The organism is Kitasatospora sp. NPDC034023 (assembly GCF_055575795.1).
Genome location: NZ_JBVIRY010000007.1, coordinates 208,988 through 233,105, shown reverse-complemented (window position 1 = coordinate 233,105; position 24,118 = coordinate 208,988). Strand labels below are relative to the sequence as shown.

Sequence of the window (24,118 nt, the reverse complement as noted above, 5' to 3'; positions counted from 1 at the left end):
CCACCCTACGGCCCCTCAGCTGCCGCCCGCGCAGTGCCCCACCCCCTGCGGCACGACCGACGGGCCCGCCGACACGACAGGAGGTTCCGCCGACACAAGCCGACACGACAGGAGGGCCCGCCGACACAAACGGGAGGGCCCGGCGGAAACGATTCCGCCGGGCCCTCCCGAAATCACCGACCGCCTCAGGCAGCCTCGACCGCCTCGGCGGTCAGCATGCCCGCGTTGATCTCGCGCAGCGCGATCGACAGCGGCTTCTCGTGCACGTGGGTGTCGACCAGCGGGCCGACGTACTCCAGCAGGCCCTCACCGAGCTGGGAGTAGTACGCGTTGATCTGGCGCGCGCGCTTGGCGGCGTAGATCACGAGGCTGTACTTCGAGTCGGTAGCCTCGAGCAGCTCGTCGATCGGCGGGTTGATGATGCCCTCGGGCGCGGTCATGGAAGAGGACACGCGAAAACCTTCCGAAAGGGTGGAAAAGACAGACAGGTCAGGCTACACCGAGCAAGGCTAGCAGTTCGGCCGCTACCTGCTCGACGGAGGTGTTGACAAGGGTCGTGTCGAACTCGGTCTCGGCCGCGAGCTCGACCTTGGCGGCGTCGAGCCGCTTCGCGATCACGTCCTGCGACTCGGTGCCCCGGCCGGTCAGCCGGCGGACCAGCTCGTCCCAGCTCGGCGGGGCCAGGAAGACGAGCTGCGCCTCGGGCATCGACTCGCGCACCTGCCGGGCGCCCTGCAGGTCGATCTCCAGCAGCACGGGCTCGCCGCGCTCCAGCTTCTCCAGCACGGCCGCGCGCGGGGTGCCGTAGCGGTTCCCGGCGAACTCGGCCCATTCCAGCAGCTCGCCGTTGGCGATCAGCTTGTCGAACTCGTCGTTGTCGACGAAGTGGTACTGGACCCCGTTCTTCTCGCCGGGCCTCGGGTGCCGGGTCGTCGCCGACACCGAGAGCCAGACCTCGGGGTGCATCTTCCTCATATGAGCGACGACCGTGCTCTTGCCGACCCCCGAGGGGCCGGAGAGCACGGTCAGCCGCGGACGCTCACTCATGCACCGATTATCCCGGATCGCGGACGATGACGGGACCACCGGGGCACGGTCAGGCGGCACCCCCGCCGAACTCCCGCTCCAGGGAGGCGATCTGGTTCGTGCCGAGACCCCGGACACGCCGGCTCTCGCTGATGCCGAGGCGCTCCATGATCTGCTTTGCACGGACCTTGCCGACGCCCGGAAGCGACTCCAGCAGGGCCGAGACCTTCATCTTGCCGATGACGTCGTTGTCGGCCTTGCCGGCCTTGATCACCTCGTGCAGGGAGGCGCCGGAGTGCTTGAGTCGGTTCTTGACCTCGGCGCGCTCCCGGCGAGCCTCGGCGGCCTTGGCGAGCGCGGCGGTGCGCTGTTCAGGGGTAAGGGGCGGAAGAGCCACGCCATTCACCTCAGGTGTGGATGGAAGGAATTGAGCTAGGACTGGTTTGGTACCCAGGAGACCGTCCGCAAGGGGAACCACAAGGCCCTGACCTGCGGGAGCCGCGAAAATCACGGCTCGCCGATGACCTATCGCCGGACACTACCCGTATTGCGGCGCCACGTCAGGAAAAGAACACGAAAAGTCCTGGTCAGCCAAGGCCGACCAGGACTTTCCAGGGCAAAATGACCGCGATTGCGAGACTTTGACAGTCCCGATGTGACGGCGCTCACGTCAACTCCGCGGCGCCGTCGCCACCCTGCGGACACTCCACAGGGTCACCGGGCGGCTACTTGACCGCGTCCGCGAACTCGCCGACGAAGCGGTCCGCCGCCTCCCGCAGCGCCGGCACCGAGGGCCCGTGCTTGAGCACGTCCCGGCTCACGCTGGGCACCACGTTGATCACCGACGCACCGAACACCCGCGGCAGGTCCGCCATGGTCGCCCCCTGGGCGCCGATCCCCGGGGCCAGCAGCGGGCCGTTGATGGCCAGCTCGACGCCCGCGTCGGCCAGCGTCGCGCCGACCACCGCGCCGAAGGAGCCCAGCGGCGCGGCGCCCGCGTTCTCGGCCGCCAGCTGCCGCAGCACCGAGGCCGCGACCGACTCGCCGTCCGCGCCCACCGCGCGCTGCACCTCGGCACCCTCCGGGTTGGAGGTGAGCGCCAGCGCGAACACGCCGCAGCCCTGCTCCCGGGCCAGGTCCAGGGCCGGGCGCAGCGAGCCGAAGCCCAGGTACGGGCTGACCGTCACGGCGTCCGAGAACAGCGGGCTGGCGGGCGACAGGAAGGCCTCCGCGTAGGCGGCCATGGTGGAGCCGATGTCGCCGCGCTTGGCGTCCATCAGGACCAGCGCGCCGGCCGCCCGGGCCTCCTCGACGGTCTTCTCCAGCACCGCGACGCCCTTGCTGCCGAAGCGCTCGAAGAAGGCGGCCTGCGGCTTGAGGACGGCCACCCGGTCGGCCAGCGCCTCGACCACGGTGCGGCTGAAGGTCTCCAGCCCGGCGAGGTCGTCGCCGAGCCCCCAGGCGGCGAGCAGGGAGGCGTGCGGGTCGATGCCGACGCAGAGCTGGCCGCGGGTGTCGAGGGCCTGGCGCAGCCGGGCGCCGAACGGGGCGAGGGTCATGTCGTCCTTTCCGAATGGTCCGAGGGTCGTACGGGTCGTCGGGTCGTGCCGGGAGCCGGGTCGCTCACGAACTGCGCACGGCGCTGCCGACCGCCGAGGCGAGGTCGCGGAAGCCCGCGGCCCGGAGCCGGGCGGACAGGCCCCGGTGGATCTTCCGGCACCAGAGCGGGCCCTCGTAGATGAAGGCGCTGTAGCCCTGGACCAGGTCGGCGCCGTGGACGATCCGCTGCCAGGCGTCCTCGGCGGTCTCGATGCCGCCGACCGAGACCAGGGTCAGCCGCCCCTCGGTCCGGGCGCGCAGCCGCTGCAGGACCTCCAGGGCGCGGGCCTTGAGCGGGGCGCCGGACAGGCCGCCCATGCCGATCTCCTCGACCCGCCCGGCGTCGGTGCGCAGGCCCTCGCGGCCGATCGTGGTGTTGGTGGCGATGATGCCGTCCAGGCCCAGCTCCAGGGCGAGGTCGGCGACCGCGTCGACGTCCTCGTCGGCCAGGTCGGGGGCGATCTTGACCAGCAGCGGCACGTGGTGCGCGGTGGTGCGGTCGGCGGCCTCGCGGACGGCGGTGAGCAGCGGGCGCAGGTGGTCGACGGCCTGCAGGTTGCGCAGCCCGGGGGTGTTCGGCGAGCTGACGTTGACCACCAGGTAGTCGGCGTACTTGGCCAGCCGCTCGGTGGACTTGACGTAGTCGGCGACCGCGTCGGCCTCCTCGACGACCTTGGTCTTGCCGATGTTGACGCCGATCACCGGGGTGGAGCTGGTGTGCGGGCGGGCCGCCAGGCGGGCGGCGACCCGGGCCGAGCCCTGGTTGTTGAAGCCCATCCGGTTGATCAGCGCGCGGTCCTCGACCAGGCGGAACAGCCGGGGCGCGGGGTTGCCGGGCTGGGGCTCGCCGGTGATGGTGCCGATCTCGACGTAGTCGAAGCCGAGCATGGCCAGGCCGTCGATGCCGACGCCGTTCTTGTCGAAGCCGGCCGCGAGGCCGAACGGGCCGGGCAGGTCGAGGCCGAGGGCGCCGGTGCGCAGGGCGCGGTCGCGCGGGGCGAGCACCAGCCGCACGAGGGTGCGCAGGCCGGGCACCGAGGAGGCGAGCCGGATCCAGAAGAAGGCCAGGTGGTGGGCCTTCTCGGGGTCCATCTTCTTGAAGACCAGGTCGAACAGAAGCTTGTACAAGGGTGGTTCAACTCCCGCAGCGAAAAACGGATTCGGGCACAAGAGTGGGGGGCACCCGACTGGCTTCGGTGCCCCCCACTACGGTGGTGCTACTTGCGGCCGGCGTTGATCAGCTCGGCGTGCTCCTGGAGCGACATCACCCCGACCTCGTCGCGCAGCAGCCGGTCGATGCCCTGGACGGCCGCGCCCATCGCCTGGACGGTGGTCAGGCAGGGCACCGCGCGGGCCACGGCCGCGGTGCGGATCTCGTAGCCGTCGAGGCGGCCACCGGTGCCGTACGGCGTGTTGATGATGAGGTCGACCTCACCGTCGTGGATCAGCTGGACGATGGTCTTCTCGCCGTTGGGACCCTCGCCCTCGCTGTGCTTGCGCACCAGCGTGGACGGGATGCCGCCGCGCTGCAGCACCTCGGCGGTGCCGGCGGTGGCGAGCACCTCGAAGCCGAGGCTGACGAGCGCACGGGCCGGGAAGACCAGGTTGCGCTTGTCGCGGTTGGCGACCGAGACGAAGACCTTGCCCTTGGTCGGCAGCGCGCCGTAGGCGCCGGCCTGGGCCTTCGCGTAGGCGGTGCCGAAGACCTTGTCGATGCCCATGACCTCACCGGTCGAGCGCATCTCCGGGCCGAGCACGGTGTCCACGCCGCGGCCGTGCACGTCGCGGAAGCGGCTCCACGGCATCACGGCCTCCTTGACCGCGATCGGCGCGTCGGCGGGCAGGGTGCCGCCGTCGCCCTCGGCCGGGAGCAGGCCCTCGGCGCGCAGCTCGGCGATGGTGGCGCCGAGCGAGACCCGGGCGGCGGCCTTGGCCAGCGGCACGGCGGTCGCCTTGGAGGTGAACGGGACGGTCCGGGAGGCGCGCGGGTTGGCCTCCAGGACGTACAGGATGTCGCCGGAGAGGGCGAACTGGATGTTGATCAGACCGCGCACCCCGACGCCGCGCGCGATGGCCTCGGTGGAGGCGCGCAGGCGCTTGATGTCGTGGCCGCCGAGGGTGATCGGGGGCAGCGCGCAGGCGGAGTCGCCGGAGTGGATGCCGGCCTCCTCGATGTGCTCCATGACGCCGCCGAGGTAGAGCTCGGTGCCGTCGTAGAGCGCGTCGACGTCGATCTCCACCGCGTCGTCCAGGAAGCGGTCGATGAGCACCGGGTGCTCGGAGATCAGACCGGCGTGCCGCTCCAGGTAGGAGGCGAGCGAGGCCTCGTCGTAGACGATCTCCATGCCGCGGCCGCCGAGCACGTAGGACGGGCGGGCGAGGACCGGGTAGCCGATCTCGTCCGCGATCGCCTTGGCCTCCTCGAAGGAGAAGGCGGTGCCGTGCTTGGGCGCGGGCAGGCCGGCGTCGCGCAGGACGCGGCCGAAGGCGCCGCGCTCCTCGGCGAGGTCGATCGCCTCGGGCTGGGTGCCGACGATCGGCACGCCGTTGTCCTTGAGCGCCTGGGCCAGGCCCAGCGGGGTCTGGCCGCCGAGCTGGACGATCACACCGGCGAGCGGGCCTGCCTGCTGCTCGGCGTGGACGATCTCCAGCACGTCCTCCAGGGTGAGCGGCTCGAAGTAGAGCCGGTCGGAGGTGTCGTAGTCGGTGGAGACGGTCTCCGGGTTGCAGTTGACCATGACGGTCTCGTACCCGGCATCGGCGAGCGCGAAGGAGGCGTGCACGCAGGAGTAGTCGAACTCGATGCCCTGGCCGATGCGGTTCGGGCCGGAGCCCAGGATGATCACGGCGGGCTTGGTGCGCGGGGCGACCTCGTTCTCCTCGTCGTAGGACGAGTAGAAGTACGGGGTCTTGGCGGCGAACTCGGCGGCGCAGGTGTCGACGGTCTTGAACACCGGGCGGATGCCGAGGGCGTGGCGCACCTCGCGGACCACGTCCGGCTTCAGGCCGCGGATCTCGCCGACCTGCTGGTCGGAGAAGCCGTGGCGCTTGGCGTGGCGCAGCAGGTCGGGGGTGAGCTCGGCGGCGTCGGCCAGCTCGCCGGCGATCTCGTCCAGCAGGAAGAGCTGGTCGACGAACCACGGGTCGATCTTGGTGGCCTCGAACACCTCCTCCGGGGTGGCGCCGGCCCGGATCGCCTCCATCACGGTGTTGATCCGGCCGTCGGTCGGCACGCCGGCCTTGGTCAGCAGCGCGGCCTTCTCGCCCACCGGGCCGGTCCAGGAGAACTGGGAGCCCTTCTTCTCCAGCGAGCGCAGCGCCTTCTGCAGCGCCTCGGGGAAGTTGCGGCCCATGGCCATGGCCTCGCCGACCGACTTCATGGTGGTGGTCAGCGTCGCGTCGGCGCTCGGGAACTTCTCGAACGCGAACCGCGGCACCTTGACCACGACGTAGTCGAGGGTCGGCTCGAAGGAGGCCGGGGTCTCCTCGGTGATGTCGTTGGGGATCTCGTCCAGGGTGTAGCCGACGGCCAGCTTGGCGGCGATCTTGGCGATCGGGAAGCCGGTGGCCTTGGAGGCGAGCGCCGAGGAGCGGGACACCCGCGGGTTCATCTCGATGACGATGACCCGGCCGTCTTCGGGGTTGACGGCGAACTGGATGTTGCAGCCGCCGGTGTCGACGCCGACCTCGCGGATGACGGCGATGCCGACGTCGCGCAGGATCTGGTACTCACGGTCGGTGAGGGTCATCGCCGGGGCGACGGTGATCGAGTCACCGGTGTGCACGCCCATCGGGTCGAAGTTCTCGATGGAGCAGACGACCACGACGTTGTCCTGCTTGTCGCGCATCAGCTCCAGCTCGTACTCCTTCCAGCCGAGGATGGACTCCTCCAGGAGCACCTCGGTGGTCGGCGAGAGGGTCAGGCCCTGGCCGGCGATGCGGCGCAGGTCCTCCTCGTCGTGGGCGAAGCCGGAGCCGGCGCCGCCCATGGTGAAGGAGGGGCGCACGACGACCGGGTAGCCGCCGAGCGTGTCGACGCCGGCCAGCACCTCGTCCATGGTGTGGCAGATGACCGAGCGGGCGGACTCGCCGTGGCCGATCTTGGCGTTGACGGCCTCGACGACGCCCTTGAAGAGCTCACGGTCCTCGCCCTTGTGGATCGACTCGACCTTGGCGCCGATCAGCTCGACGTTGTACTTGGCGAGCACGCCGTTGGCGTCCAGCGAGATCGCGGTGTTGAGCGCGGTCTGGCCGCCGAGGGTCGGCAGGAGGGCGTCGGGGCGCTCCTTGGCGATGATCTTCTCGACGAACTCCGGGGTGATCGGCTCGACGTAGGTGGCGTCGGCGATCTCCGGGTCGGTCATGATCGTGGCCGGGTTGGAGTTGACCAGGATGACCCGCAGGCCCTCGGCCTTGAGCACCCGGCACGCCTGCGTACCCGAGTAGTCGAACTCGGCGGCCTGGCCGATCACGATCGGGCCGGAGCCGATCACCAGGACGGACTTGATGTCAGTGCGCTTAGGCACGCTGGCCCTCCAGAAGCTTCACGAAGCGGTCGAACAGGTAGGCGGCGTCGTGCGGACCGGCGGCCGCTTCGGGGTGGTACTGCACGCTGAAGGCGGGGACGTCGAGCGCCTGCAGGCCCTCGACCACGTCGTCGTTCAGGCAGACGTGGGAGACCTCGACCCGCCCGTACGGGGTGTCGCTCACCTTGTCCAGCGGGGCGTTCACGGCGAAGCCGTGGTTGTGGGCGGTCACCTCGACCTTGCCGGTGGTGCGGTCCTGCACCGGCTGGTTGATGCCGCGGTGGCCGTACTTGAGCTTGTAGGTGCCGAAGCCCAGGGCGCGGCCGAGGATCTGGTTGCCGAAGCAGATCCCGAAGAACGGGGTCTTGCGCTCCAGCACGCCCTGCGCCACGGCGACCTGGTGGTCGGCGGTGGCCGGGTCGCCCGGGCCGTTGGAGAAGAAGACGCCGTCCGGGTTGACCGCGTAGACGTCCTCCAGGGTGGAGTTCGCGGGCAGCACGTGCACCTCGATGCCGCGCTCGGCCATCCGCTGCGGGGTCATCGCCTTGATGCCGAGGTCCAGCGCAGCGACGGTGAACTTCTTCTCACCGATGGCGGGCACCACGTACGGCTCGGTGGTGGCGACCTCGGCGCACAGGTCGGCGCCCTTCATCTCGGGCGACTGCTGCACCCGGGCGAGCAGGGTGGCCGGGTCGGCCAGCGTCTCGCCGGAGAAGATGCCGCAGCGCATCGCGCCGCGCTCGCGCAGGTGGCGGGTCAGCGCGCGGGTGTCGATGCCGCTGATGCCGACGACGCCCTGGCGGACCAGTTCCTCGTCGAGCGAGCGGCGCGAGCGCCAGTTGGAGGCGATCCGGGCGGGGTCGCGCACGACGTAGCCGGCGACCCAGATCTGCCGGGACTCGTCGTCCTCGTCGTTCCAGCCGGTGTTGCCGATCTGCGGGGCGGTCATCACGACCACCTGGCGGTGGTACGACGGGTCGGTCAGGGTCTCCTGGTAGCCGGACATGCCGGTGTTGAAGACCGCCTCGCCGAAGGTCTCGCCGATCGCGCCGTAGGCCTGGCCGCGGAAGGTCCGGCCGTCCTCCAGGACGAGCACGGCGGCGACACGCTCCCGCCGTCGGCGCTGCGTGGTGGGGGCAGGTGCGGTCATTGCGCGGCCTCTTCCGTCATCTTCATCTGCGTACGTGTGGCAAGGTGAGCGATCGCCTCGACCCAGGCGGCGTGCTCGTCGGGGTGGTCGGCCCGGAAGCCGGAGTCCAGCTCAATGGTGCCCATGGGGGTCCCCCCGGCCGAAGGCTGGGGGAGCGTCCAGGTGACGACGAGCAGCCCGGACGGGACGACCTTGCCGGCGATCCCGGAGTCCGTGCGGGCACCGGCCAGGTTCGCGGCCGGGATCCAGAGGTCGACGTCGCCGGGGCGGCGGACCAGCAGGCCGTCCTCGCCGAGGGTGAGGTCGGCCCGGCTGCGGGTGCCCAGGCCGTGCGCGACGACCCGGTCGAGCCAGTTCCCGGCGGTGGTCGTGCCGTGGTACCGGCCGCTGGTCTCCAGGATGGTGCGCCCGGCCCGGTCGGGCACGGCGGGCAGCGGCGGGATCCCGGACTGCAGGGTGCGCCGCCAGTTCCAGCCCTGGCGCATCAGCCAGTAGACGAGGCCGATCAGGATCAGCAGGCCGACGGACCAGCCGATGTACCCGGGCCAGTTGGTGACCTTCGCCTGTTCCTTGGCGAGGGTGGCGTAGTCCATCACTGCGCGCCGTCCCGCTCGGCCGGCTCGCCGGCCAGCACGGTGGCGCGCCCGCGCAGGAAGGTGGCGTGCACCCGTCCGGGCAGGTCCAGGCCCTTGTAGGGGGTGTTACGGCTGCGGGTGGCGAAGCTGTCCGGGTTCACGGCACCACGGTACGCGGGATCGAACAGCACCAGGTTGGCAGGCTCGCCCACCGAGATCGGCCGGCCGTGCCCGGTGAGACGGCCGATCCGGGCCGGGCGGTGCGACATCCGGTCGGCGACGCCCGCCCAGTTCAGCAGGCCGGTATCGACCATGGTCTGCTGGACGACCGACAGCGCGGTCTCCAGGCCGACCATGCCCATCGCGGCGACGGCCCACTCGCAGTCCTTGTCCTCGGCCGGGTGCGGCGCGTGGTCGGTGGCGACGGCGTCGATGGTGCCGTCGGCGAGCGCCTTGCGCAGCGCCTGGACGTCCTCGGCGGTGCGCAGCGGCGGGTTCACCTTGTACACCGGGTCGTAGGAGCGGACCAGTTCGTCGGTGAGTAGCAGGTGGTGCGGGGTCACCTCGGCGGTGACGTCCCAGCCCTTGGCCTTGGCCCAGCGGATGATCTCGACCGAGCCGGCCGTGGAGACGTGGCAGACGTGCAGCCGGGAGCCGACGTGCGCGGCGAGCAGCACATCGCGGGCGATGATCGACTCCTCGGCGACGGCCGGCCAGCCGCCGAGCCCGAGCTCGCCGGAGACCTGGCCCTCGTTCATCTGGGCGCCCTCGGTCAGCCGCGGCTCCTGGGCGTGCTGGGCGACGACGCCGTCGAAGGCCTTGACGTACTCCAGGGCGCGGCGCATCAGCACCGCGTCGTCCACGCACTTGCCGTCGTCGGAGAAGACCCGGACGTTGGCGGCGGACTCGTGCATCGCGCCGAGCTCGGCGAGCTTCTTGCCCTCCAGGCCGACGGTGACGGCGCCGACCGGCTGCACGTCGCAGTAGCCGGCCTCCTGGCCGAGCCGCCAGACCTGCTCGACGACGCCGGCGGTGTCGGCCACCGGGGTGGTGTTGGCCATCGCGTGCACGGCGGTGAAGCCGCCCATCGCGGCGGCCCGGGTGCCGGTGAGCACGGTCTCGGCGTCCTCGCGGCCGGGCTCGCGCAGGTGGGTGTGCAGGTCGACCAGGCCGGGGAGCGCGACCAGCCCGGTGGCGTCGATCTCGATGTCCGCCTCGGCCGTCAGGCCGGTACCGATCTCCTTGATCACGCCGTCGGCGAGGAGGAGGTCCTGGGGGGCGCCGCCGAGGATCTGGGCGTTGCGGATCAGGTAGGTGGTCACTGAGCGGTCTCCACGGTCTCGGTGCGGGGGGCGTCGGCGGGGGCGTCGGCGAGGGTGGCTCCGCCGAGCAGCAGGTAGAGCACGGCCATCCGGACGGAGACGCCGTTGGCGACCTGCTCGACCGCGGTGCAGCGCGGCGAGTCGGCGACCTCGGCGGTGATCTCCATGCCGCGGACCATCGGGCCGGGGTGCATCACGATCGCGTGCTCCGGCAGCTGGGCCAGCCGCAGGCCGTTCATGCCGTAGCGGCGGCTGTACTCGCGCTCGGTCGGGAAGAACGCGGCGTTCATCCGCTCGCGCTGCACCCGCAGCATCATCAGCGCGTCCGTCTTGGGGAGCACGGTGTCCAGGTCGTAGCTGACCTCGCAGGGCCAGTTCCGGATGCCGATCGGCAGCAGCGTCGGCGGGGCGACGAAGGTGACCTGGGCACCGAGGGTGTTCAGCAGGTGGACGTTGGAGCGGGCGACCCGGCTGTGCAGGACGTCGCCGACGATCGTCACCCGGCGGCCCGCGAGATCGTGGCCGGCGCCCGGGTTGAGGTGGCGACGCATGGTGAAGGCGTCGAGCAGTGCCTGGGTGGGGTGCTCGTGGGTGCCGTCACCGGCGTTGATCACACTGCCGTGCAGCCAGTCGGACTGGGCCAGCCGGGCCGGCGCGCCCGAGGCGTGGTGGCGGATGACCACCGCGTCGGCGCCCATGGCCTGCAGGGTCAGCGCGGTGTCCTTGAGGCTCTCGCCCTTGGAGACCGAGGAGCCCTTGGCGGAGAAGTTGATGACGTCGGCCGAGAGGCGCTTCTCGGCGACCTCGAAGGAGGTCTTCGTCCGGGTGGAGTCCTCGAAGAAGAGGTTGACGACGGTACGGCCGCGCAGCGTGGGCAGCTTCTTGACGGCCCGGCCGGAGAGCTGGGCCAGCTCCTCGGCGGTGTCCAGGATCAGCAGCGCGTCGTCGCGGCTGAGATCGGCGGCGGAGACGAGGTGGCGCTTCACGCGGGTTACTCCGGGAGGTGCGGTTCGGACGGCTTGGCGGCCATGGCCTGCGAGGAGCGTGACGCGAAGTCGCGGTCCCCGACCAGGACGGCGTCCACGCCGTCGCTGTCGGAGAGGCGCACCTGCACGGCCTCGCGCAGCGAGGTGGGGAGGTTCTTGCCCACGTAGTCCGCGCGGATCGGCAGCTCGCGGTGGCCGCGGTCGACCAGGACGGCGAGCTGGACGGCGCGCGGCCGGCCGATGTCGTTCAGCGCGTCGAGTGCGGCGCGGATGGTGCGGCCGGAGAAGAGCACGTCGTCGACCAGGACGACGAGTTTGCCGTCGATGCCGCCGGGCGGGATCTCGGTGTGCTCCAGGGCCCGGGCGGGCTTCAGCCGCAGGTCGTCCCGGTACATGGTGATGTCCAGGGTGCCCAGCGGGATCTCGCGCCCGGTGATCTGGGCCAGCCGGCCGTGCAGGCGGCGGGCGAGGTGGACGCCCCTGGTGTGGATGCCGAGCAGCACGACGTCCTCCGCGCCCTTGGCGCGCTCGACGATCTCGTGTGCTATCCGGGTGATGACCCGGGCGATGTCCGTGCCGTCCAGCACCTGGTGCGGCGGCCGCGGCGTCGGTTCCTGCAGCGTGGATTCTCGGTGTGCGGTCATGCCGAAGCGGACCTCCTTCCCCGCCTCACTGGACGGGCCTTAAAGGATGTCTGGGATCGCCCCCGCCGGGTCGGCGTGGGCTTCGGGTCATCCTAGCAGCGCCCGGGACGGCAAACAGAAGTCCACCATTCCGCTTCCGGGGGTTAACACCCCGGACGCGCCGACGATGCGGGCCATTCGCACGACTGCCCCATTCGGCTTGACGCAACTACCTTACTCTACGTAACCTCACAGTGAGTTACGAGACGGAGTTCGAACCCACCGGTAACGGCGTCGACAATCGCCCGTGACCCACCACTGAACGCGAAGCAATCTCGTCCGGGGAGATCAATGTCCAGCGACTACGCGAAGCAACTCGGAGGCAAGCTCCGAGCGATCCGCACTCAGCAGGGTCTCTCCCTGCATGGTGTCGAGGAGAAGTCCCAGGGGCGCTGGAAGGCAGTCGTCGTCGGCTCGTACGAGCGCGGCGACCGTGCGGTCACCGTGCAGCGGCTGGCCGAACTGGCGGAGTTCTACGGCGTCCCGGTGCAGGAGCTGCTGCCCGGCGGCACCCCCGGCGGCGCGGCCGAGCCGCCGCCGCGCCTGGTCCTCGACCTGGAGAGACTGACCCAGGTCCCCTCCGAGAAGGCCGGCCCGCTGCAGCGCTACGCGGCGACCATCCAGAGCCAGCGCGGCGACTACAACGGCAAGGTGCTGTCGATCCGCCAGGACGACCTGCGCACCCTGGCGGTCATCTACGACCAGTCGCCGTCGATCCTCACCGAGCAGCTCATCTCCTGGGGCGTGCTGAACCCCGACGCGCGCCGTGCGGTGCGCGAGGAGGACGCGAGCTGAGGCTCACCGCACCGGCTCCCGCCAGCGGATCCTTGCAGCTTCCAGCATGCTTTTCACCCGTGCTGGGAAGCAGAAACGTCACGGCGCGGCACCCCGAACGGGGGGGCCGCGCCGCGGCGTGTCCGGGCGCGGCGGGTCACTCGTCAGCAGACGCTGCCCAGGCTGTAGCCGGGCTGCGCCGCCACCCCGTCCAGCCGGACCGGCCGGTCCGCCGGCGCCCAGTCCTGCCCGCCGCTCGACCACGCCCAGGAGGCCGGCAGGTACTCCCCGCAGGAGGCGGCCGAGCCCTGCGAGCCGTGCAGCACCGCGACGCCCGGCAGCTCCAGGGCCAGCCCGGCGCACAGCACCGCACAGACCAGCTCCAGGTCCTCGTCGTTGATCCGCACCACGCCGTCCTCCCACTGCAGCACCCGCGCCGCCGCGGTCAGCTTCCCGCCGGGCGCGTCCACCCGCAGGCGCAGCTCGTACACCCCGGCGCCCGCGCCGACCAGCATCCGGCGGAACACCTCGCTCCCGCGCTGGTGGGCGGCGCGCACCCAGCCCGCGTGCTCCTCGTCCTGCTCGCCCGCGCCCCCGTACAGGGCCCCGTCGAGCAGCAGGTCGACGTGGCAGAGCGTCAGCCCGTTCTCCCGGGCCCGGACCAGGCGCGGCACGAAGTCCCCGGCCAGCTCCTCGCCCTGATAGGCCAGCAGCTGGGACTGCAGCGGCGGGTTCACCAGGTAGCGGTCCCGGGCGGCGGGCTCGGCCGGGTCCAGCCCGTTGAGCAGGCAGAACTCCTCGAAGTCCTGCGGGTGGAACATCCGGGCCCGGACGGTCTCGAAACGCTCCAGCGCGTCGGCCAGCAGCTCGGCGGTGTCGGCCAGGTAGCGCTCGAAGTCGGGGGCGTCGGAGATCCCCCAGGCGCGGGCCCGGGCGAAGTCCGCCGCGTCGGCCAGCACCCCGATGACGAACGCCTGGTCGGCCCCCTCGGCCCGCTGCGGCCGGTGCGGCGCCCGCACCACGGGCCGCGAGCCGCCGGCGGTGCAGTCGGAGTTACGGCGGGCGCGACCCTTATGACTCATCGGTGGCTCCTGGCTTCGGCGGTGACGGTCGGCGGCGGGCTCGCCGCTGACCGCCTTCCTCCCCACCCCCCGCACGCCGCACACGTACGGCGTGTCACAGGAATGTAACCACCGGTAATAGCATCGGCGTCGGGAGCTACCGCGGCACCCGGGCCAGCTGGCGGGACTGCGCGACCAGGCGGCCGGACTCGTCCCAGACCTCGGCGTCCTCCTCGAAGTACCCGCCGGCCAGGTTGCGGGTCGCGTGGGTGACGCGCAGCCAGCCCGGGGCGGGCTTGGCCCGCAGGTGGACGGTCAGTTCGATGGTCGGGGCCCAGCCCGGCATGCCGAGGTCGAAGGTGACCGGCGGCAGCGCGTCGGCGACCAGCAGGAGCAGCAGCGGGTCGGGCTCGCGGCCGTCGGCGAGCCGGAACCAGCCCTGGATCCGCCCGTTGCCGGAGGGCTGTCCGAGCGCCCAGCCGACGGTCGCCGGGTCCAGCCGCAGGTCGAAGCGCTCCAGCAGGGCGGCCTGGGCGATCAGCTCCTTGGGCGCGTGCTCCACGCCGATGCACTGGTCCGGCGGCGGCAGCTGCGGAGGCTGCGCGCTGGTGCGCACCTCGCCGTCGGCGGTGGAGAGGTCGCCGTGGCTGGCCACCACGCGCAGCCGCTCGACGCCGTCCTGGCTGAGCGAGGCGGTGCCGGTGGAGAGCCCGCGCCCGGCGCGCAGCACCTCGGTGCGGACGGTGGCCGGCCCGGGGGTGGAGGCGGACAGGTAGTAACCGCTGATCGACACCGGGTCCGGGTGCGTGCCGTGCTCCAGCGACAGCGCGTGTCCGGCCACGGCGAGCAGCAGCCCGCCGTTCACCCCGCCACCGATCTGCCAGCCGGCGCCCAGCTCGGCCTCGTAGCGGCCGGCCTCCTCGGGGTGTCTGGTCAGGGCGATGCCCTGGTCGAACTCGCTGCGGGTCGCGGTGGTCATGTGGGGGGGACCTGCCCTTCGCACGTGGTTCCGAACGCCAAGTTACTGACGAGTAGGTTCCCACCTTACGCCGAGCGGGTGAAACGCGCGACGGCCGCCGGACCCGAAATTTCGGGTCCGGCGGCCGTCTGCGGGGCATCGTCCGGTTATCGGCGGATGCTCGGCTTCAGCTCCAGGAAGCGGGCGAGCAGGCCGTTGACGAAGGCCGGGGAGTCGTCCGTGGAGAACTCCTTGGCGATCTCGACGGCCTCGTCCAGGACGACCGCGTCCGGGACACCGTCCTCCCAGATCAGCTCGTAAGCACCGAGTCGCAGGACGTTGCGGTCCACGATCGGCATCCGGTCGAGCGTCCAACCCACCGCGTACTGCGAGATCAGGTCGTCGATCCGGCGAGCGTGCTGGACGTACCCCTCGATCAGCTCCATGGTGTACTCGCCGATCTGCGGGGTGCCCTCGTCAGGCTTCGGCTCGCGGGCGCGGGCCACCCAGTCGGCGAGGACCTGCTGCGGGTCGACCCCGCGATGGTCGGCCTCGAAGAGGATCTGGAAGGCCCGGGTACGGGCCTTGCTACGTGCGGCCGACACGGACTTACTTCACCCGGCCGAGGTAGCTGCCGTCGCGGGTGTCGACCTTGACCTTCTCACCGGTGGTGACGAAGAGCGGCACCTGGATCTCGGCGCCGGTCTCCAGGGTCGCCGGCTTGGTGCCACCGGTCGAGCGGTCACCCTGGACGCCCGGCTCGGTCTCGGCGATGGTCAGCTCGACGGAGGTCGGGAGCTCGATGTACAGCACCGCGCCCTCGTTGGTGGCGACCAGGGCCTCGAAGCCCTCCAGCAGGTACTTGGCGGCGTCGCCGACGACGGCCTTCTCGATGGTCAGCTGGTCGTAGGTGTCCATGTCCATGAACACGAAGTTCTCGCCGTCCATGTACGAGAACTGCATGCCGCGCTTGTCGACGTTGGCGGTCTCGACCTTGGTGCCCGCGTTGAAGGTCTTGTCGACGACCTTGCCGGTCAGGACCTCCTTGAGCTTGGTACGCACGAAGGCCGGGCCCTTGCCGGGCTTCACGTGCTGGAACTCGACGACAGACCAGAGCTTGCCGCCGTCCAGCTTGAGGACCATGCCGTTCTTGAGATCGTTCGTGGAAGCCACGGGCGCACTTACTCCTGGATATAGCTGTCAAGGAACCAAGGGATTGCGTCCTGCCGCCCACGGCCGTCGAGCGGCCGCGGTCACAGGGCGAGGAGCTCCTTGGTGGTGATGGTGAGCAACTCGGGCCCGCCCTCTTCGAGGGGGCGGACGACGAGCGTGTCCTCGATCCGGACACCACCCTTGCCCGGGAGATGAACCCCTGGGCCGACGGTGACCGGCACGCGGCTGTCCAGTTTACCCATGTCCGACGGACCGAGGCGCGGCGCCTCCCGGATCTCCAACCCGATGCCGTGGCCCACCGGGTGCGGCGAGGCCTCGCTGTGGCCCGCCGCCTCCAGGACCTGCCGGGCGGCCCGGTCGGGTACGCACTGCTCCACGCCCGGTCCGAGCGCCTCCCGGCCGGCCCGCTGGGCCCGGAAGACCAGCCGGTGCAGCTCCACCTGCCAGGGCGCGGGCGCGGCCCCGATCACGAAGGTGCGGGCGGTGGAAACGCCGTAACCGCGGTACTGCGCGCCCATCACGACGGTCAGGAAGTCACCCTCCTCCACCCGGCGGTCGGTCGGCTGGTGGGCGGCCTGGCCGGAGTGGCTGCCGGTGCCGACCGACACCGGGAAGGCGGCCCGGTCCGCGCCGTGGTCGATCATCCGGCGCTCCAGCTCCATCGCCAGGTGCCGCTCGGTGCGGCCGACCAGGATCGACTCCAGCAGCTCGCCGAGCGCCTGGTCGGCGATCTCGGCGGCGATCCGCAGATCGGCGATCTCGTGCTCGTCCTTGACCACCCGCAGCCGCTCGACCACCTGCCCCAGGTCGACCAACCGGGCCCGCTCGGCCAGGCCCGCCACCGCCCGGTGGCGGCTGACGGTCAGGTCGTGCTCCTCCACCGCCAGAGCCGCCACCCCGAAGCTCGCCGCGGCGGCCGCGGCGGCCAGCGCGGTGTCCGCCCCGGCCGCCACCGGCAGCTGGGGGACGTCCGGGGCGATCAGGTGCTCCCCGGAGTCGTCCGGCGGCAGGTCGTCCGGCAGCGCGAGCAACACCCGCTCCCTGGTCAGCAGCAAGGTCGCTCCACAGGGCGCGCAGCCCGTCAGATACCGCACGTTCGCCGCCCGGGTGATCAGCGCCGCATCGGCCCCGGCCGCACTGCAGTGCTCCCTCACCCGCTCCCGCCGACCCGCGTACGCATCCGCCATGCGTCGAGCCTACGAACCCCCGGGCCGAACCGCCCGCCGAGCACTCCCGACGGAACCCCGGGACACCTCGGGCAGGCGCCGTTCGGCGCGCGAGGACAGGGGTCAGCGCGGCGGCCGGGCGGAGACCACCATGGTCAGCGCCGGCATCCGCCGCCCCGGGTTGCGGCAGACGTGCGGGTAGGAGGCGCCGAAGAAGACCGTGCTGCCGACCGGCACCGGGTGTCCGCGCTCGTCGTGCACCAGGGCCGGCTCGCCCTCGTCGACCCGGATGATCTCCACCGTTCCGGCCGGGTGCTGCTCGCGGCCGCATGAGTGACGCTCATGGCGCTGCCGCATGAGCTGTCCTCATGGGGCGGCCGCATGAGTGACGCTCATGGCGCTGCCGCATGAGCTGTCCTCATGGGGCGGCCGCATGAGTCGAGCTCATGGCGCTGCCGCATGAGCGCGGCTCATGCCCCGGCCCCATGAGCCACTCTCATGCCCTCCGGCTCACGACCCCTCGGGTGCCCAGCGCTTCTCGACCCGGGCGAGCTTCCAGTACCCGATCGCCACCGCCCAGACCACCACGAACAGCCCGGCGATCGCGTAGCCGACGTTGTCCAGCGAGATGTCCGCGATCCAGCCGGTCACCGGGTCGGTCAGGTCGAGCTTCTCGTGCAGCACGCCGATCAGTTCGATGGTGCCGATGATGAAGGCCACCGCGATCGACAGCCCAGTGATGGTCAGGTTGTAGTACACCTTGCGAACCGGGTTGGCGAAGGCCCACTGGTACGCGAAGTTCATGAACGTCCCGTCCAGGGTGTCGAACAGGCTCATCCCGGCCGCGAACAGCAGCGCCAGGCAGACGATCGCGTACCAGGGCAGCCCGGAGGCCGCGCCCGAGCCCGCCATCACCATCAGGGTGACCTCGGTCGCGGTGTCGAAGCCCAGGCCCAGCACCATGCCGACCGGGAACATCTGCCCGGGCCGGGTGATCGAGCGGGTCGCCCGGTTCAGCACCCGGGCCATGAAGCCGCGCGAGTCGAGGTGCGCCTCCAGCTCCGCCTCGTCGTACTGCCCGGCCCGCATCGCCCGGAACACCTTGATGATGCCGAGCAGCGCCGCCAGGTTGAGCGCGCCGATCAGGTAGAGGAACACGCCGGAGGTGGTCGTCCCGATCATGCCGAGCCACTTGTGGGTGGCCGAGTCGTCGTCCATCAGCGTGCTCGCCAGCTGCGCGCCGCCCGCCACCAGGGCGGACATGAGGACCACCATCGAGGAGTGCCCGAGGGCGAACCAGAAGCCCACCGAGACCGGCCGCTTGCCGTCCGCCATGAGCTTGCGGGTGGTGTTGTCGATCACCGCGATGTGGTCGGCGTCGAAGGCGTGCCGCATGCCGAGGGTGTACGCGGTGATACCCAGGCCCACCCCGAAGACCTGGGTACCGACCGCGTACCGTTCGGGTGCGACCAGGAAGATGAGCGTCCCGAAGGCCACCACGTGCATGGCCAGGATCACCCCCATCAGCCCGGCCGTACGGACGGTGTCCTCGCGCTTCCACCGGAAGGTGGGCAGCACGGACGGGACCGTTCTCACGCCCGCTTTCACGTCTGCGGCGGCGGTTTCGGGCAGGGTCATCTTCGGATCACGCTCCAGCACCTCGTGGAATCACTTCGTGAGATGCCGTGGCCGGTCTCCTGGCTTACGGGACGTCCGTACCCGCCTTCCCAGGTGCGCGAGGCACCCAGTGGCGTCGTGGGTACGGACGACACTCCTCCGGGGACGGAGGAGTGACCCGATCACAGTGGCGAGGGCCGCTCCGGAATCCGGACCCCTGAGGGTCCGTCACCGGTCTTCCCGAGCACCACGGCGGGCTACACCGTAGGGGCCACGCCCCGACCCATGCAAGGCTGCGCACCTGCGCAGGTGTCCAGGATCACAGCACGCCGCCTGCAAGAATGTCCGCATGCATCTCGTACCGGCCGACCGCGCGGGCCACCGCACCATCGACGGACACCGGGTCTGCGAGGCCATCGCCGCGATCGGCGACGCCGCGCACGTCCGGTCCTGGTCCGAGCGGTTCTCCCTGCTCGCCGACCCCGGACGGCTCGCCCTGCTGCTCGCCCTCCACCGGGCCGGCCCGCTCGCCGTCACCGATCTCGCGGTCGCCACCGGCATGCGCGACACCGCCGTGTCCCAGGCCCTGCGGCTGCTCCGCACGGCCGGCGTGGTCACCGGCGACAAGGACGGACGTGTGGTGCGCTACCGGCTCGTGGACGAGGACATGCGCCCCCTCCTCGACGCGTGCGCCGCCGCCGAGCATCACGAGCCCACCGCAGCGGCGGGCTGACCGACACTCGGGAAACAGCACCCGGCGCGCCACCCCGGATGAGTACGATCATGGTGTGCCGTCCCACCCCCACGTCTGGCCCGCCGACCGCTGGAACACCCGACCGGTCAAGGCCCGCGTGCTGGCGGTCGCCCGCACCCTCACCTCGGCCACCCGGGTCCTGGACGTCCTCACCCTGCTGAACCCCGACGGCATCGCCCGGTACTTCACCGTCAACCCCGGCTCCGCCTTCGCCGACCGCGCCCTCGACGAGTACCTGCACGGCCTGCCCGGCTTCACCGTGCTGGACTGGGAGGACGCCGTCCGGCACCGCTTCGACCTGGCCGTCGCCTGCGCCGTCCACTCCTCCATGCACCGCCTGGACGCCCGGCTCGTCGTCCTCCCCCACGGCGCCGGCTACAACCGCCTGGTGACCGAGTCCACCGGCGACACGGTCAGCGCCGCCGGCCTGTCCCGCAACGAACTCACCCACCGCGGGCGGGTGTTCGTGGACGTCCTCGGCCTCTCCCACCCCGAGCAACTGGACCGCCTGCGGGACTCCTGCCCCGAGGCACTGGACGTCGCCCACGTGGTCGGCGACCCGTGCTTCGACCGGATGCTGCACAGCCGACGCTCCCGCGACACCTACCGCGCCGCACTCGGCGCCGTCGACGGCCGACGGCTCGTCGTCGTCAACTCCACCTGGAGCGAGCACTCGTTATTCGGCCGCCGCCCCGACCTGCCCCAGCGCCTGGTCCGCCGGCTGCCCGCCGACGAGTACACCGTGGCCGTCGTCCTGCACCCCAACATCTGGAGTCGGCACGACCCGGAGTCCCTGCTCGACGCCGCCCGCCGGATGGGCCTGCGCCTGATCCCGCCGCACCAGGGCTGGCAGGCCGCCCTGGTCGCCGCCGACGTCTTGATCGGCGACCACGGCTCGGTCTCCTTCTACGGCGCCGCCCTGGAACGCCCCACCATGCTCGTCGCCACCGGCGCCGCCGAGCTCGACCCGCGCTCCCCCAGCTACGCCTTCGGCCAGGCCGCACCCGTGCTCGACCCCGACGGAGACCTCCCCGCCCAGGTCGAGAAGGCTCTGGCCCGGGACCCCGCCGACCTGCGCGAGATCACCGACCGCTCACTCGCCCGCCGCGGCGAATCCGCCCGGGTGCTGCGCCCGCTGCTCTACTCCTTCCTGGAGCAACTGGACGAACCAGGGGACGAACCGGCCCTGCCGCCCTACCCCAAGCCCGTCCTCGGCCCCGGAGCCGCCGACCGGCCCACCGCCTACGACGTCGAGGGCGCGAGCGAGGGGACGGAGGTCAGCCTGCGGCGCTACCCCTTCGACCCGAAGGACCACAGCCCACGGGGCTTCCACGCCCTCACCGACGAGCACCCCGGCGACGCCCTGCGCTACACGGCCGAGGTCCTCGCCCGGACCGAGGTGCACGCCGAGCGCCCCGCCGAACGCTGGCTCGCCGACTCCGCCGCCGAACTCCCCGGCCTCGCCGTCGCGGTGGCCGCCCTCGGCCCGGACCGTCACCTGCTCCGGCTGCGCACCGGCCTGCTGCTGGCGGCCTGCGCCGAACCGGACTGGACGGGCACCGCCCCCAGCGTCGATCCGCTGCTGCTCGGCTCCGCCGTCGCCTGCTGGCTCGCCGACGGCGGCGACCCGGCCGCCCTCCCCGAGCACGGGCTCACCATCCGCACCGGCGAGCGCCGCACCCGGGTGTCCTTCCGTACCGGACCGTAGGGCCCAGACCATAGAGCCCGGACCGTAAGGCCTAGCTCGACAGTTGGCGCAGCCGCTCGCGGCTGCGTTCCGCCAGTTCCTCGTCGCCCTGCTCCTCGGCGAGGGTGAGCAGCAGGGTGTGGGCCTGCGCCTCCTTCGCGTACTGGCTGCGCTGCCCGGCCTGCCGGGCGCAGTCCTCGGCCTGGGCGACGGCGAGGTCCAGCTGTCCGAGCGCCCGGTGGGCCCGGGCGCGCACCAGCGGCAGCTTCATCAGCATGTCGTTGTCGTGCGACTCCTCGGCCTGGGCCGTGGCCTCGGCCAGGACGGCCAGCGCCTCCTCCGGCCGGCCGTCGGCGATCAACGCCTGCGCCAGGTGGTAGGCCTGGACGATCTCGCCGTGGTCGTCGCCCCGGTTCTCCGCCAGGGCCAGGGTGAACCGTTCCACCGCGTCGCCCGGGCGGCCGTCGGCCAGACACAGCAGGCCGTCCATCTCGTAGAGCACGCCGACGACCTGGCGGTTGGTGACCAGCGGCGCCTGCTCCGTGGCGAGCGCGAACTGTTCGGCGGCGAGCGGGTACTCCTTGCGGTCGAGGTAGGCGCGGGCCAGTTGGTTGCGCATCCGCACCACGGCGTCCGGCTGGTTGTCCCACTGTGCCGACTCGATGCCGAGCCGGTGGGTGGCGATCCAGTCCTGGAAGAGCTTCCGGTCGTGGTAGAGCAGCCAGAGCGACTCGCAGAGCCGCCACACCTCGCCGTGCCAGCCCTGCTCGGCCGCCGCCTCCACGACCGCGCGGAAGTTCGCCCGTTCGGCGTACAGCCACTCCAGGGCCGCGGTCTCGGAGGCGAAGCGCGGCAGGTCGTCGCCGCTCGGGTCCTGCAACCGGAGTCGCTGCTTGGCCATCGCACGGTCGGCGAGCGAGGCCCGGCCGCGGTAGTACGCCACGACGCCGGCGAGGAGTTCCTCGTGGTCGGGCAGCTCGCGCGCCCGGGCGTAGGCGTGCAGCCGCACCACGTCGTGGGCCCGGAAGCGGGCCTCGCGGTCGTCGTCCAGCACCTCGTCCACCAGGTGGACGGCCCGCAGCTGCTTGATCGCCTGCCCGGCCCGCGCCACGCCGACCGCATGCGCCAGTTCGGCCGACACGAAGGGGCCGGGGTGCACGCCGATCAGGTGGTAGAGCGCCCGGGCCTCCGGCGACAGCCGCTCGTAGACCAGGTCGTACGTCGCGCCGAGATCACTGTCCTCGTCTTCCAGCATCGCCAACCTGCCCTCCCGGTCGTGCAGTTCGGCCACCACCCGGTCGACCGGCAGGTGGTCCTGGTCCAGCAGCTGGCTCCCGACCGCGTTCAGCGCGAGCGGCAGCCCGCCGCACAGCTCGACCAGTTCCGCCAGCTCCGCGTCGGTGCCCCGCCCGGAGCCCAGCCAGGCCCGCACCAGGTCGGTGCCGGCCGTCGCGCTCAGTGGCCCGAGCTGCCGCACCTCCGCGCCGTCCGTCCGCAGCGCGGGCAGCCGCCGCCGACTCGCGACCACCACCAGCCCGCTGGAGGGAAGCAGTGCCCGGACCTCGGCCGCGTGCTCGACGTTGTCCAGGAAGAACAGACAGCGGCGCTCGGCGGTCACGGTTCGGAAGGTGGTGAACCGCTCCGCCTCCGCCGCCGGGGGCTCGGTGCCGAGGGCCCGCAGGAAGCCGGCCAGCAGCTCGGGGAGGTCCACCCCGCCCTGGTGCCGGTAGGCCAGGAGGTCCGCGTAGAGGTCGCCGTCCGGGAAGCTCGCCCGGTGCTCCTCGGTGAACTTGGCGATCAGCTCGGTCTTCCCGACCCCACCCAGGCCGGTGAACACCACGAGCCCGAGTCCGCCTGCCTCGACCCGACCCAACGCCGTCATCAGGGCGCCGAGTTCCGGCTCACGGTTGACGAACGGGCCGTGCGGCTCACGTACCTGACGAGGCCTCGGCACCGGCTTCGGATCGGCACCGGCCGGGTGGATGTGCAGCGACCCGATGTCCCGGGCCTGCACCACATGGCCGCCCACCGTGGCACCTGACACGGTGTTGGCCACCTCGTGACGCTCCATCCACCCGCTCCCTCCGCCCGGTCGGCCGGCCCCAGCCTACGGGCTGGGCACCGGACCGGAAGGCGGATCGGCGAGCCGGAGTGCGGATCGGCGGCCCACCGGATCAGTGGCCCGCCGGATCAACGGCCCACCGGGTCAGGGCTTCAGGCCGCCTGGCAGGTCGGGCACCAGAAGAGGTTGCGCGCGGCGTGCGCCTCCGTGCGGACGTCCGTGCCGCAGACCAGGCAGGGCATGGCCGCCCGCCGGTAGACGTACACCTCGCCGCCGTGGTCGTCCACGCGGGGCGGGCGGCCCATCGCCTCGGGGGTGTGCTCGGGACGGACGGTGTCGATCCGGCCGACCGCGGCGCCTTCGCGCATCAGCGCCACCAGGTCGGCCCAGATCGCGTCCCATTCCTTCCGAGTGAGGTCGCGCCCGGCCCGGTGCGGGTCGATGCCGTGGCGGAACAGCACCTCGGCCCGGTAGACGTTGCCCACCCCGGCCAGCACCTTCTGGTCCATCAGCAGCGCGGCGACCGTCGTCCGGCTGCCCGCTATCCGGCGCCAGGCGGCCTCCGGGTCGGCGTCGGCGCGCAGCGGGTCGGGGCCGAGGCGGGCCGCGACGGCGGCCTTCTGGGCGTCGGTGACGAGCGCGCAGGTATTGGGACCGCGCAGGTCGGCGTAGCCGTCCTCGCTCTCCAGCCGCAGCCGGACCAGGCCGACCGGCGCGGGCGCCGGGCCGGTGCCGAAGGCGAAGCCGCCGTAGAGCCCGAGGTGGATGTGCACCCAGGCGCCCTCCTCGAAGCCGAGGAAGAGGTGCTTGCCGGTGGCCTCGGCACCGGTGAGCAGTTGCCCGTCGATCACCTTGGCCTCGTCGGCGAACCGGCCCTGCGGGCTGGAGACCCGGACCGGGCGCCCGCCGAAGGCCTTCCGGTTCTCGGCGGCGAGGCGGTGGATGATGTGGCCTTCCGGCACGGGCGTCAGCTCCCCCGGGTCGTTGGACAGGACGGGC

At 71.8% G+C, this 24,118-nt stretch carries 23 protein-coding genes and 1 riboswitch; of the genes, 3 read left to right on the top strand and 20 right to left on the bottom strand.

All coding sequences use genetic code 11. The features are described 5' to 3' along the window. Nucleotides 1-185: 185 nt before the first annotated feature. The 11 genes from rpoZ to pyrR all read right to left on the bottom strand — a co-directional run bounded on the left by rpoZ (nucleotide 186) and on the right by pyrR (nucleotide 11,828). Nucleotides 186-452: a DNA-directed RNA polymerase subunit omega gene (gene rpoZ / locus ACZ52R_RS13825; protein WP_030056185.1), complete on the bottom strand. Its 267-nt coding sequence runs from the start codon at nucleotides 450-452 to the stop codon at nucleotides 186-188. Nucleotides 453-489: 37 nt separating this feature from the next. Next, a complete protein-coding gene (gene gmk / locus ACZ52R_RS13820; RefSeq protein ID WP_360507522.1) occupies nucleotides 490-1,047 on the bottom strand; it encodes a guanylate kinase in 558 nt (185 codons plus the stop codon). A gap of 49 nt (nucleotides 1,048-1,096) precedes the next feature. After that, nucleotides 1,097-1,423, bottom strand: coding sequence for an integration host factor, actinobacterial type (gene mihF, locus ACZ52R_RS13815; RefSeq protein WP_030056187.1), 327 nt, complete (start codon nucleotides 1,421-1,423; stop codon nucleotides 1,097-1,099). A 328-nt stretch (nucleotides 1,424-1,751) separates the two neighbouring features. Next, complete coding sequence (pyrF, locus tag ACZ52R_RS13810) at nucleotides 1,752-2,585, bottom strand: orotidine-5'-phosphate decarboxylase (RefSeq protein WP_465617115.1); 834 nt, start codon at nucleotides 2,583-2,585, stop codon at nucleotides 1,752-1,754. Between the two features lie 64 nt (nucleotides 2,586-2,649). Next, entirely contained in the window at nucleotides 2,650-3,753 is a 1,104-nt protein-coding gene (locus ACZ52R_RS13805) for a quinone-dependent dihydroorotate dehydrogenase (RefSeq protein WP_465617113.1), read from the bottom strand. Between the two features lie 89 nt (nucleotides 3,754-3,842). Beyond that, nucleotides 3,843-7,151, bottom strand: coding sequence for a carbamoyl-phosphate synthase large subunit (gene carB, locus ACZ52R_RS13800; RefSeq protein ID WP_465617111.1), 3,309 nt, complete (start codon nucleotides 7,149-7,151; stop codon nucleotides 3,843-3,845). Next, nucleotides 7,144-8,301, bottom strand: coding sequence for a glutamine-hydrolyzing carbamoyl-phosphate synthase small subunit (carA, locus tag ACZ52R_RS13795; protein WP_360507536.1), 1,158 nt, complete (start codon nucleotides 8,299-8,301; stop codon nucleotides 7,144-7,146). The genes carB and carA overlap by 8 nt, the downstream gene beginning before the upstream one ends. Beyond that, on the bottom strand, nucleotides 8,298-8,894 hold the full coding sequence (locus tag ACZ52R_RS13790) for a PH-like domain-containing protein (RefSeq protein WP_465753493.1): 597 nt from the start codon (nucleotides 8,892-8,894) through the stop codon (nucleotides 8,298-8,300). Before ACZ52R_RS13790 ends, carA begins: the two co-directional genes overlap by 4 nt. After that, nucleotides 8,894-10,198, bottom strand: a complete 1,305-nt coding sequence (locus tag ACZ52R_RS13785) for a dihydroorotase (protein ID WP_360507542.1) — start codon at nucleotides 10,196-10,198, stop codon at nucleotides 8,894-8,896. Before ACZ52R_RS13785 ends, ACZ52R_RS13790 begins: the two co-directional genes overlap by 1 nt. Further along, on the bottom strand, nucleotides 10,195-11,184 hold the full coding sequence (locus ACZ52R_RS13780; protein ID WP_465753492.1) for an aspartate carbamoyltransferase catalytic subunit: 990 nt from the start codon (nucleotides 11,182-11,184) through the stop codon (nucleotides 10,195-10,197). The genes ACZ52R_RS13785 and ACZ52R_RS13780 overlap by 4 nt, the downstream gene beginning before the upstream one ends. Nucleotides 11,185-11,189: 5 nt before the next feature. After that, on the bottom strand, nucleotides 11,190-11,828 hold the full coding sequence (gene pyrR / locus ACZ52R_RS13775; RefSeq protein ID WP_360507547.1) for a bifunctional pyr operon transcriptional regulator/uracil phosphoribosyltransferase PyrR: 639 nt from the start codon (nucleotides 11,826-11,828) through the stop codon (nucleotides 11,190-11,192). 330 nt (nucleotides 11,829-12,158) lie between these two features. Here pyrR and bldD point away from each other — a divergent pair, with 330 nt between their 5' ends. Continuing rightward, entirely contained in the window at nucleotides 12,159-12,662 is a 504-nt protein-coding gene (gene bldD, locus ACZ52R_RS13770; RefSeq protein ID WP_030056198.1) for a transcriptional regulator BldD, read from the top strand. A gap of 143 nt (nucleotides 12,663-12,805) precedes the next feature. Here the strand turns inward: bldD and ACZ52R_RS13765 are convergent, their stop codons facing one another. The 7 genes from ACZ52R_RS13765 to nicT form a co-directional block, all read right to left on the bottom strand. Next, entirely contained in the window at nucleotides 12,806-13,723 is a 918-nt protein-coding gene (locus ACZ52R_RS13765; RefSeq protein WP_465753491.1) for a hypothetical protein, read from the bottom strand. Between the two features lie 136 nt (nucleotides 13,724-13,859). Next, entirely contained in the window at nucleotides 13,860-14,681 is an 822-nt protein-coding gene (locus ACZ52R_RS13760; RefSeq protein ID WP_360507553.1) for a thioesterase family protein, read from the bottom strand. A 146-nt stretch (nucleotides 14,682-14,827) separates the two neighbouring features. After that, complete coding sequence (nusB, locus tag ACZ52R_RS13755; protein WP_360507556.1) at nucleotides 14,828-15,265, bottom strand: transcription antitermination factor NusB; 438 nt, start codon at nucleotides 15,263-15,265, stop codon at nucleotides 14,828-14,830. Nucleotides 15,266-15,269: 4 nt separating this feature from the next. Continuing rightward, the gene (efp, locus tag ACZ52R_RS13750; RefSeq protein ID WP_360507559.1) at nucleotides 15,270-15,833 is read right to left on the bottom strand and encodes an elongation factor P; all 564 of its coding nucleotides are present in this window, start codon (nucleotides 15,831-15,833) and stop codon (nucleotides 15,270-15,272) included. Nucleotides 15,834-15,913: 80 nt separating this feature from the next. Next, complete coding sequence (locus ACZ52R_RS13745) at nucleotides 15,914-17,020, bottom strand: M24 family metallopeptidase (RefSeq protein ID WP_360507562.1); 1,107 nt, start codon at nucleotides 17,018-17,020, stop codon at nucleotides 15,914-15,916. 102 nt (nucleotides 17,021-17,122) lie between these two features. Continuing rightward, entirely contained in the window at nucleotides 17,123-17,356 is a 234-nt protein-coding gene (locus ACZ52R_RS13740; RefSeq protein WP_465617102.1) for a cupin domain-containing protein, read from the bottom strand. Between the two features lie 153 nt (nucleotides 17,357-17,509). Then, nucleotides 17,510-18,637, bottom strand: a complete 1,128-nt coding sequence (gene nicT / locus ACZ52R_RS13735) for a Nickel transporter NicT (RefSeq protein WP_465753490.1) — start codon at nucleotides 18,635-18,637, stop codon at nucleotides 17,510-17,512. Between the two features lie 32 nt (nucleotides 18,638-18,669). Continuing rightward, nucleotides 18,670-18,883: riboswitch (cobalamin riboswitch) on the bottom strand. An 82-nt stretch (nucleotides 18,884-18,965) separates the two neighbouring features. On the opposite strand from nicT, the gene ACZ52R_RS13730 reads away from it, so the two are divergent. Together ACZ52R_RS13730 and ACZ52R_RS13725 are read left to right on the top strand one after the other, a co-directional pair. Continuing rightward, the gene (locus ACZ52R_RS13730) at nucleotides 18,966-19,349 is read left to right on the top strand and encodes an ArsR/SmtB family transcription factor (protein WP_465617098.1); all 384 of its coding nucleotides are present in this window, start codon (nucleotides 18,966-18,968) and stop codon (nucleotides 19,347-19,349) included. Nucleotides 19,350-19,404: 55 nt separating this feature from the next. Continuing rightward, nucleotides 19,405-21,078: a hypothetical protein gene (locus ACZ52R_RS13725; protein WP_465617096.1), complete on the top strand. Its 1,674-nt coding sequence runs from the start codon at nucleotides 19,405-19,407 to the stop codon at nucleotides 21,076-21,078. A gap of 31 nt (nucleotides 21,079-21,109) precedes the next feature. Here ACZ52R_RS13725 and ACZ52R_RS13720 read toward each other — a convergent pair whose 3' ends face one another. Continuing rightward, nucleotides 21,110-23,128, bottom strand: coding sequence for an AAA family ATPase (locus ACZ52R_RS13720; RefSeq protein ID WP_465753489.1), 2,019 nt, complete (start codon nucleotides 23,126-23,128; stop codon nucleotides 21,110-21,112). A gap of 143 nt (nucleotides 23,129-23,271) precedes the next feature. Beyond that, entirely contained in the window at nucleotides 23,272-24,081 is an 810-nt protein-coding gene (locus tag ACZ52R_RS13715) for an Fpg/Nei family DNA glycosylase (protein WP_465753488.1), read from the bottom strand. Nucleotides 24,082-24,118: the final 37 nt, after the last annotated feature.

Excerpts from the sequence above, each read along its gene's own strand:
- gmk (WP_360507522.1), bottom strand. The coding sequence starts at position 1,047 with ATGAGTGAGCGTCCGCGGCTGACCGTGCTCTCCGGCCCCTCGGGGGTC.
- pyrF (WP_465617115.1), bottom strand. The coding sequence starts at position 2,585 with ATGACCCTCGCCCCGTTCGGCGCCCGGCTGCGCCAGGCCCTCGACACC.
- carA (WP_360507536.1), bottom strand. The coding sequence starts at position 8,301 with ATGACCGCACCTGCCCCCACCACGCAGCGCCGACGGCGGGAGCGTGTC.
- ACZ52R_RS13790 (WP_465753493.1), bottom strand. The coding sequence starts at position 8,894 with ATGGACTACGCCACCCTCGCCAAGGAACAGGCGAAGGTCACCAACTGG.
- pyrR (WP_360507547.1), bottom strand. The coding sequence starts at position 11,828 with ATGACCGCACACCGAGAATCCACGCTGCAGGAACCGACGCCGCGGCCG.
- bldD (WP_030056198.1), top strand. The coding sequence starts at position 12,159 with ATGTCCAGCGACTACGCGAAGCAACTCGGAGGCAAGCTCCGAGCGATC.
- ACZ52R_RS13765 (WP_465753491.1), bottom strand. The coding sequence starts at position 13,723 with ATGAGTCATAAGGGTCGCGCCCGCCGTAACTCCGACTGCACCGCCGGC.
- ACZ52R_RS13760 (WP_360507553.1), bottom strand. The coding sequence starts at position 14,681 with ATGACCACCGCGACCCGCAGCGAGTTCGACCAGGGCATCGCCCTGACC.
- ACZ52R_RS13745 (WP_360507562.1), bottom strand. The coding sequence starts at position 17,020 with ATGGCGGATGCGTACGCGGGTCGGCGGGAGCGGGTGAGGGAGCACTGC.
- ACZ52R_RS13740 (WP_465617102.1), bottom strand. The coding sequence starts at position 17,356 with ATGCGGCAGCGCCATGAGCGTCACTCATGCGGCCGCGAGCAGCACCCG.
- nicT (WP_465753490.1), bottom strand. The coding sequence starts at position 18,637 with ATGACCCTGCCCGAAACCGCCGCCGCAGACGTGAAAGCGGGCGTGAGA.
- ACZ52R_RS13730 (WP_465617098.1), top strand. The coding sequence starts at position 18,966 with ATGCATCTCGTACCGGCCGACCGCGCGGGCCACCGCACCATCGACGGA.
- ACZ52R_RS13720 (WP_465753489.1), bottom strand. The coding sequence starts at position 23,128 with ATGGAGCGTCACGAGGTGGCCAACACCGTGTCAGGTGCCACGGTGGGC.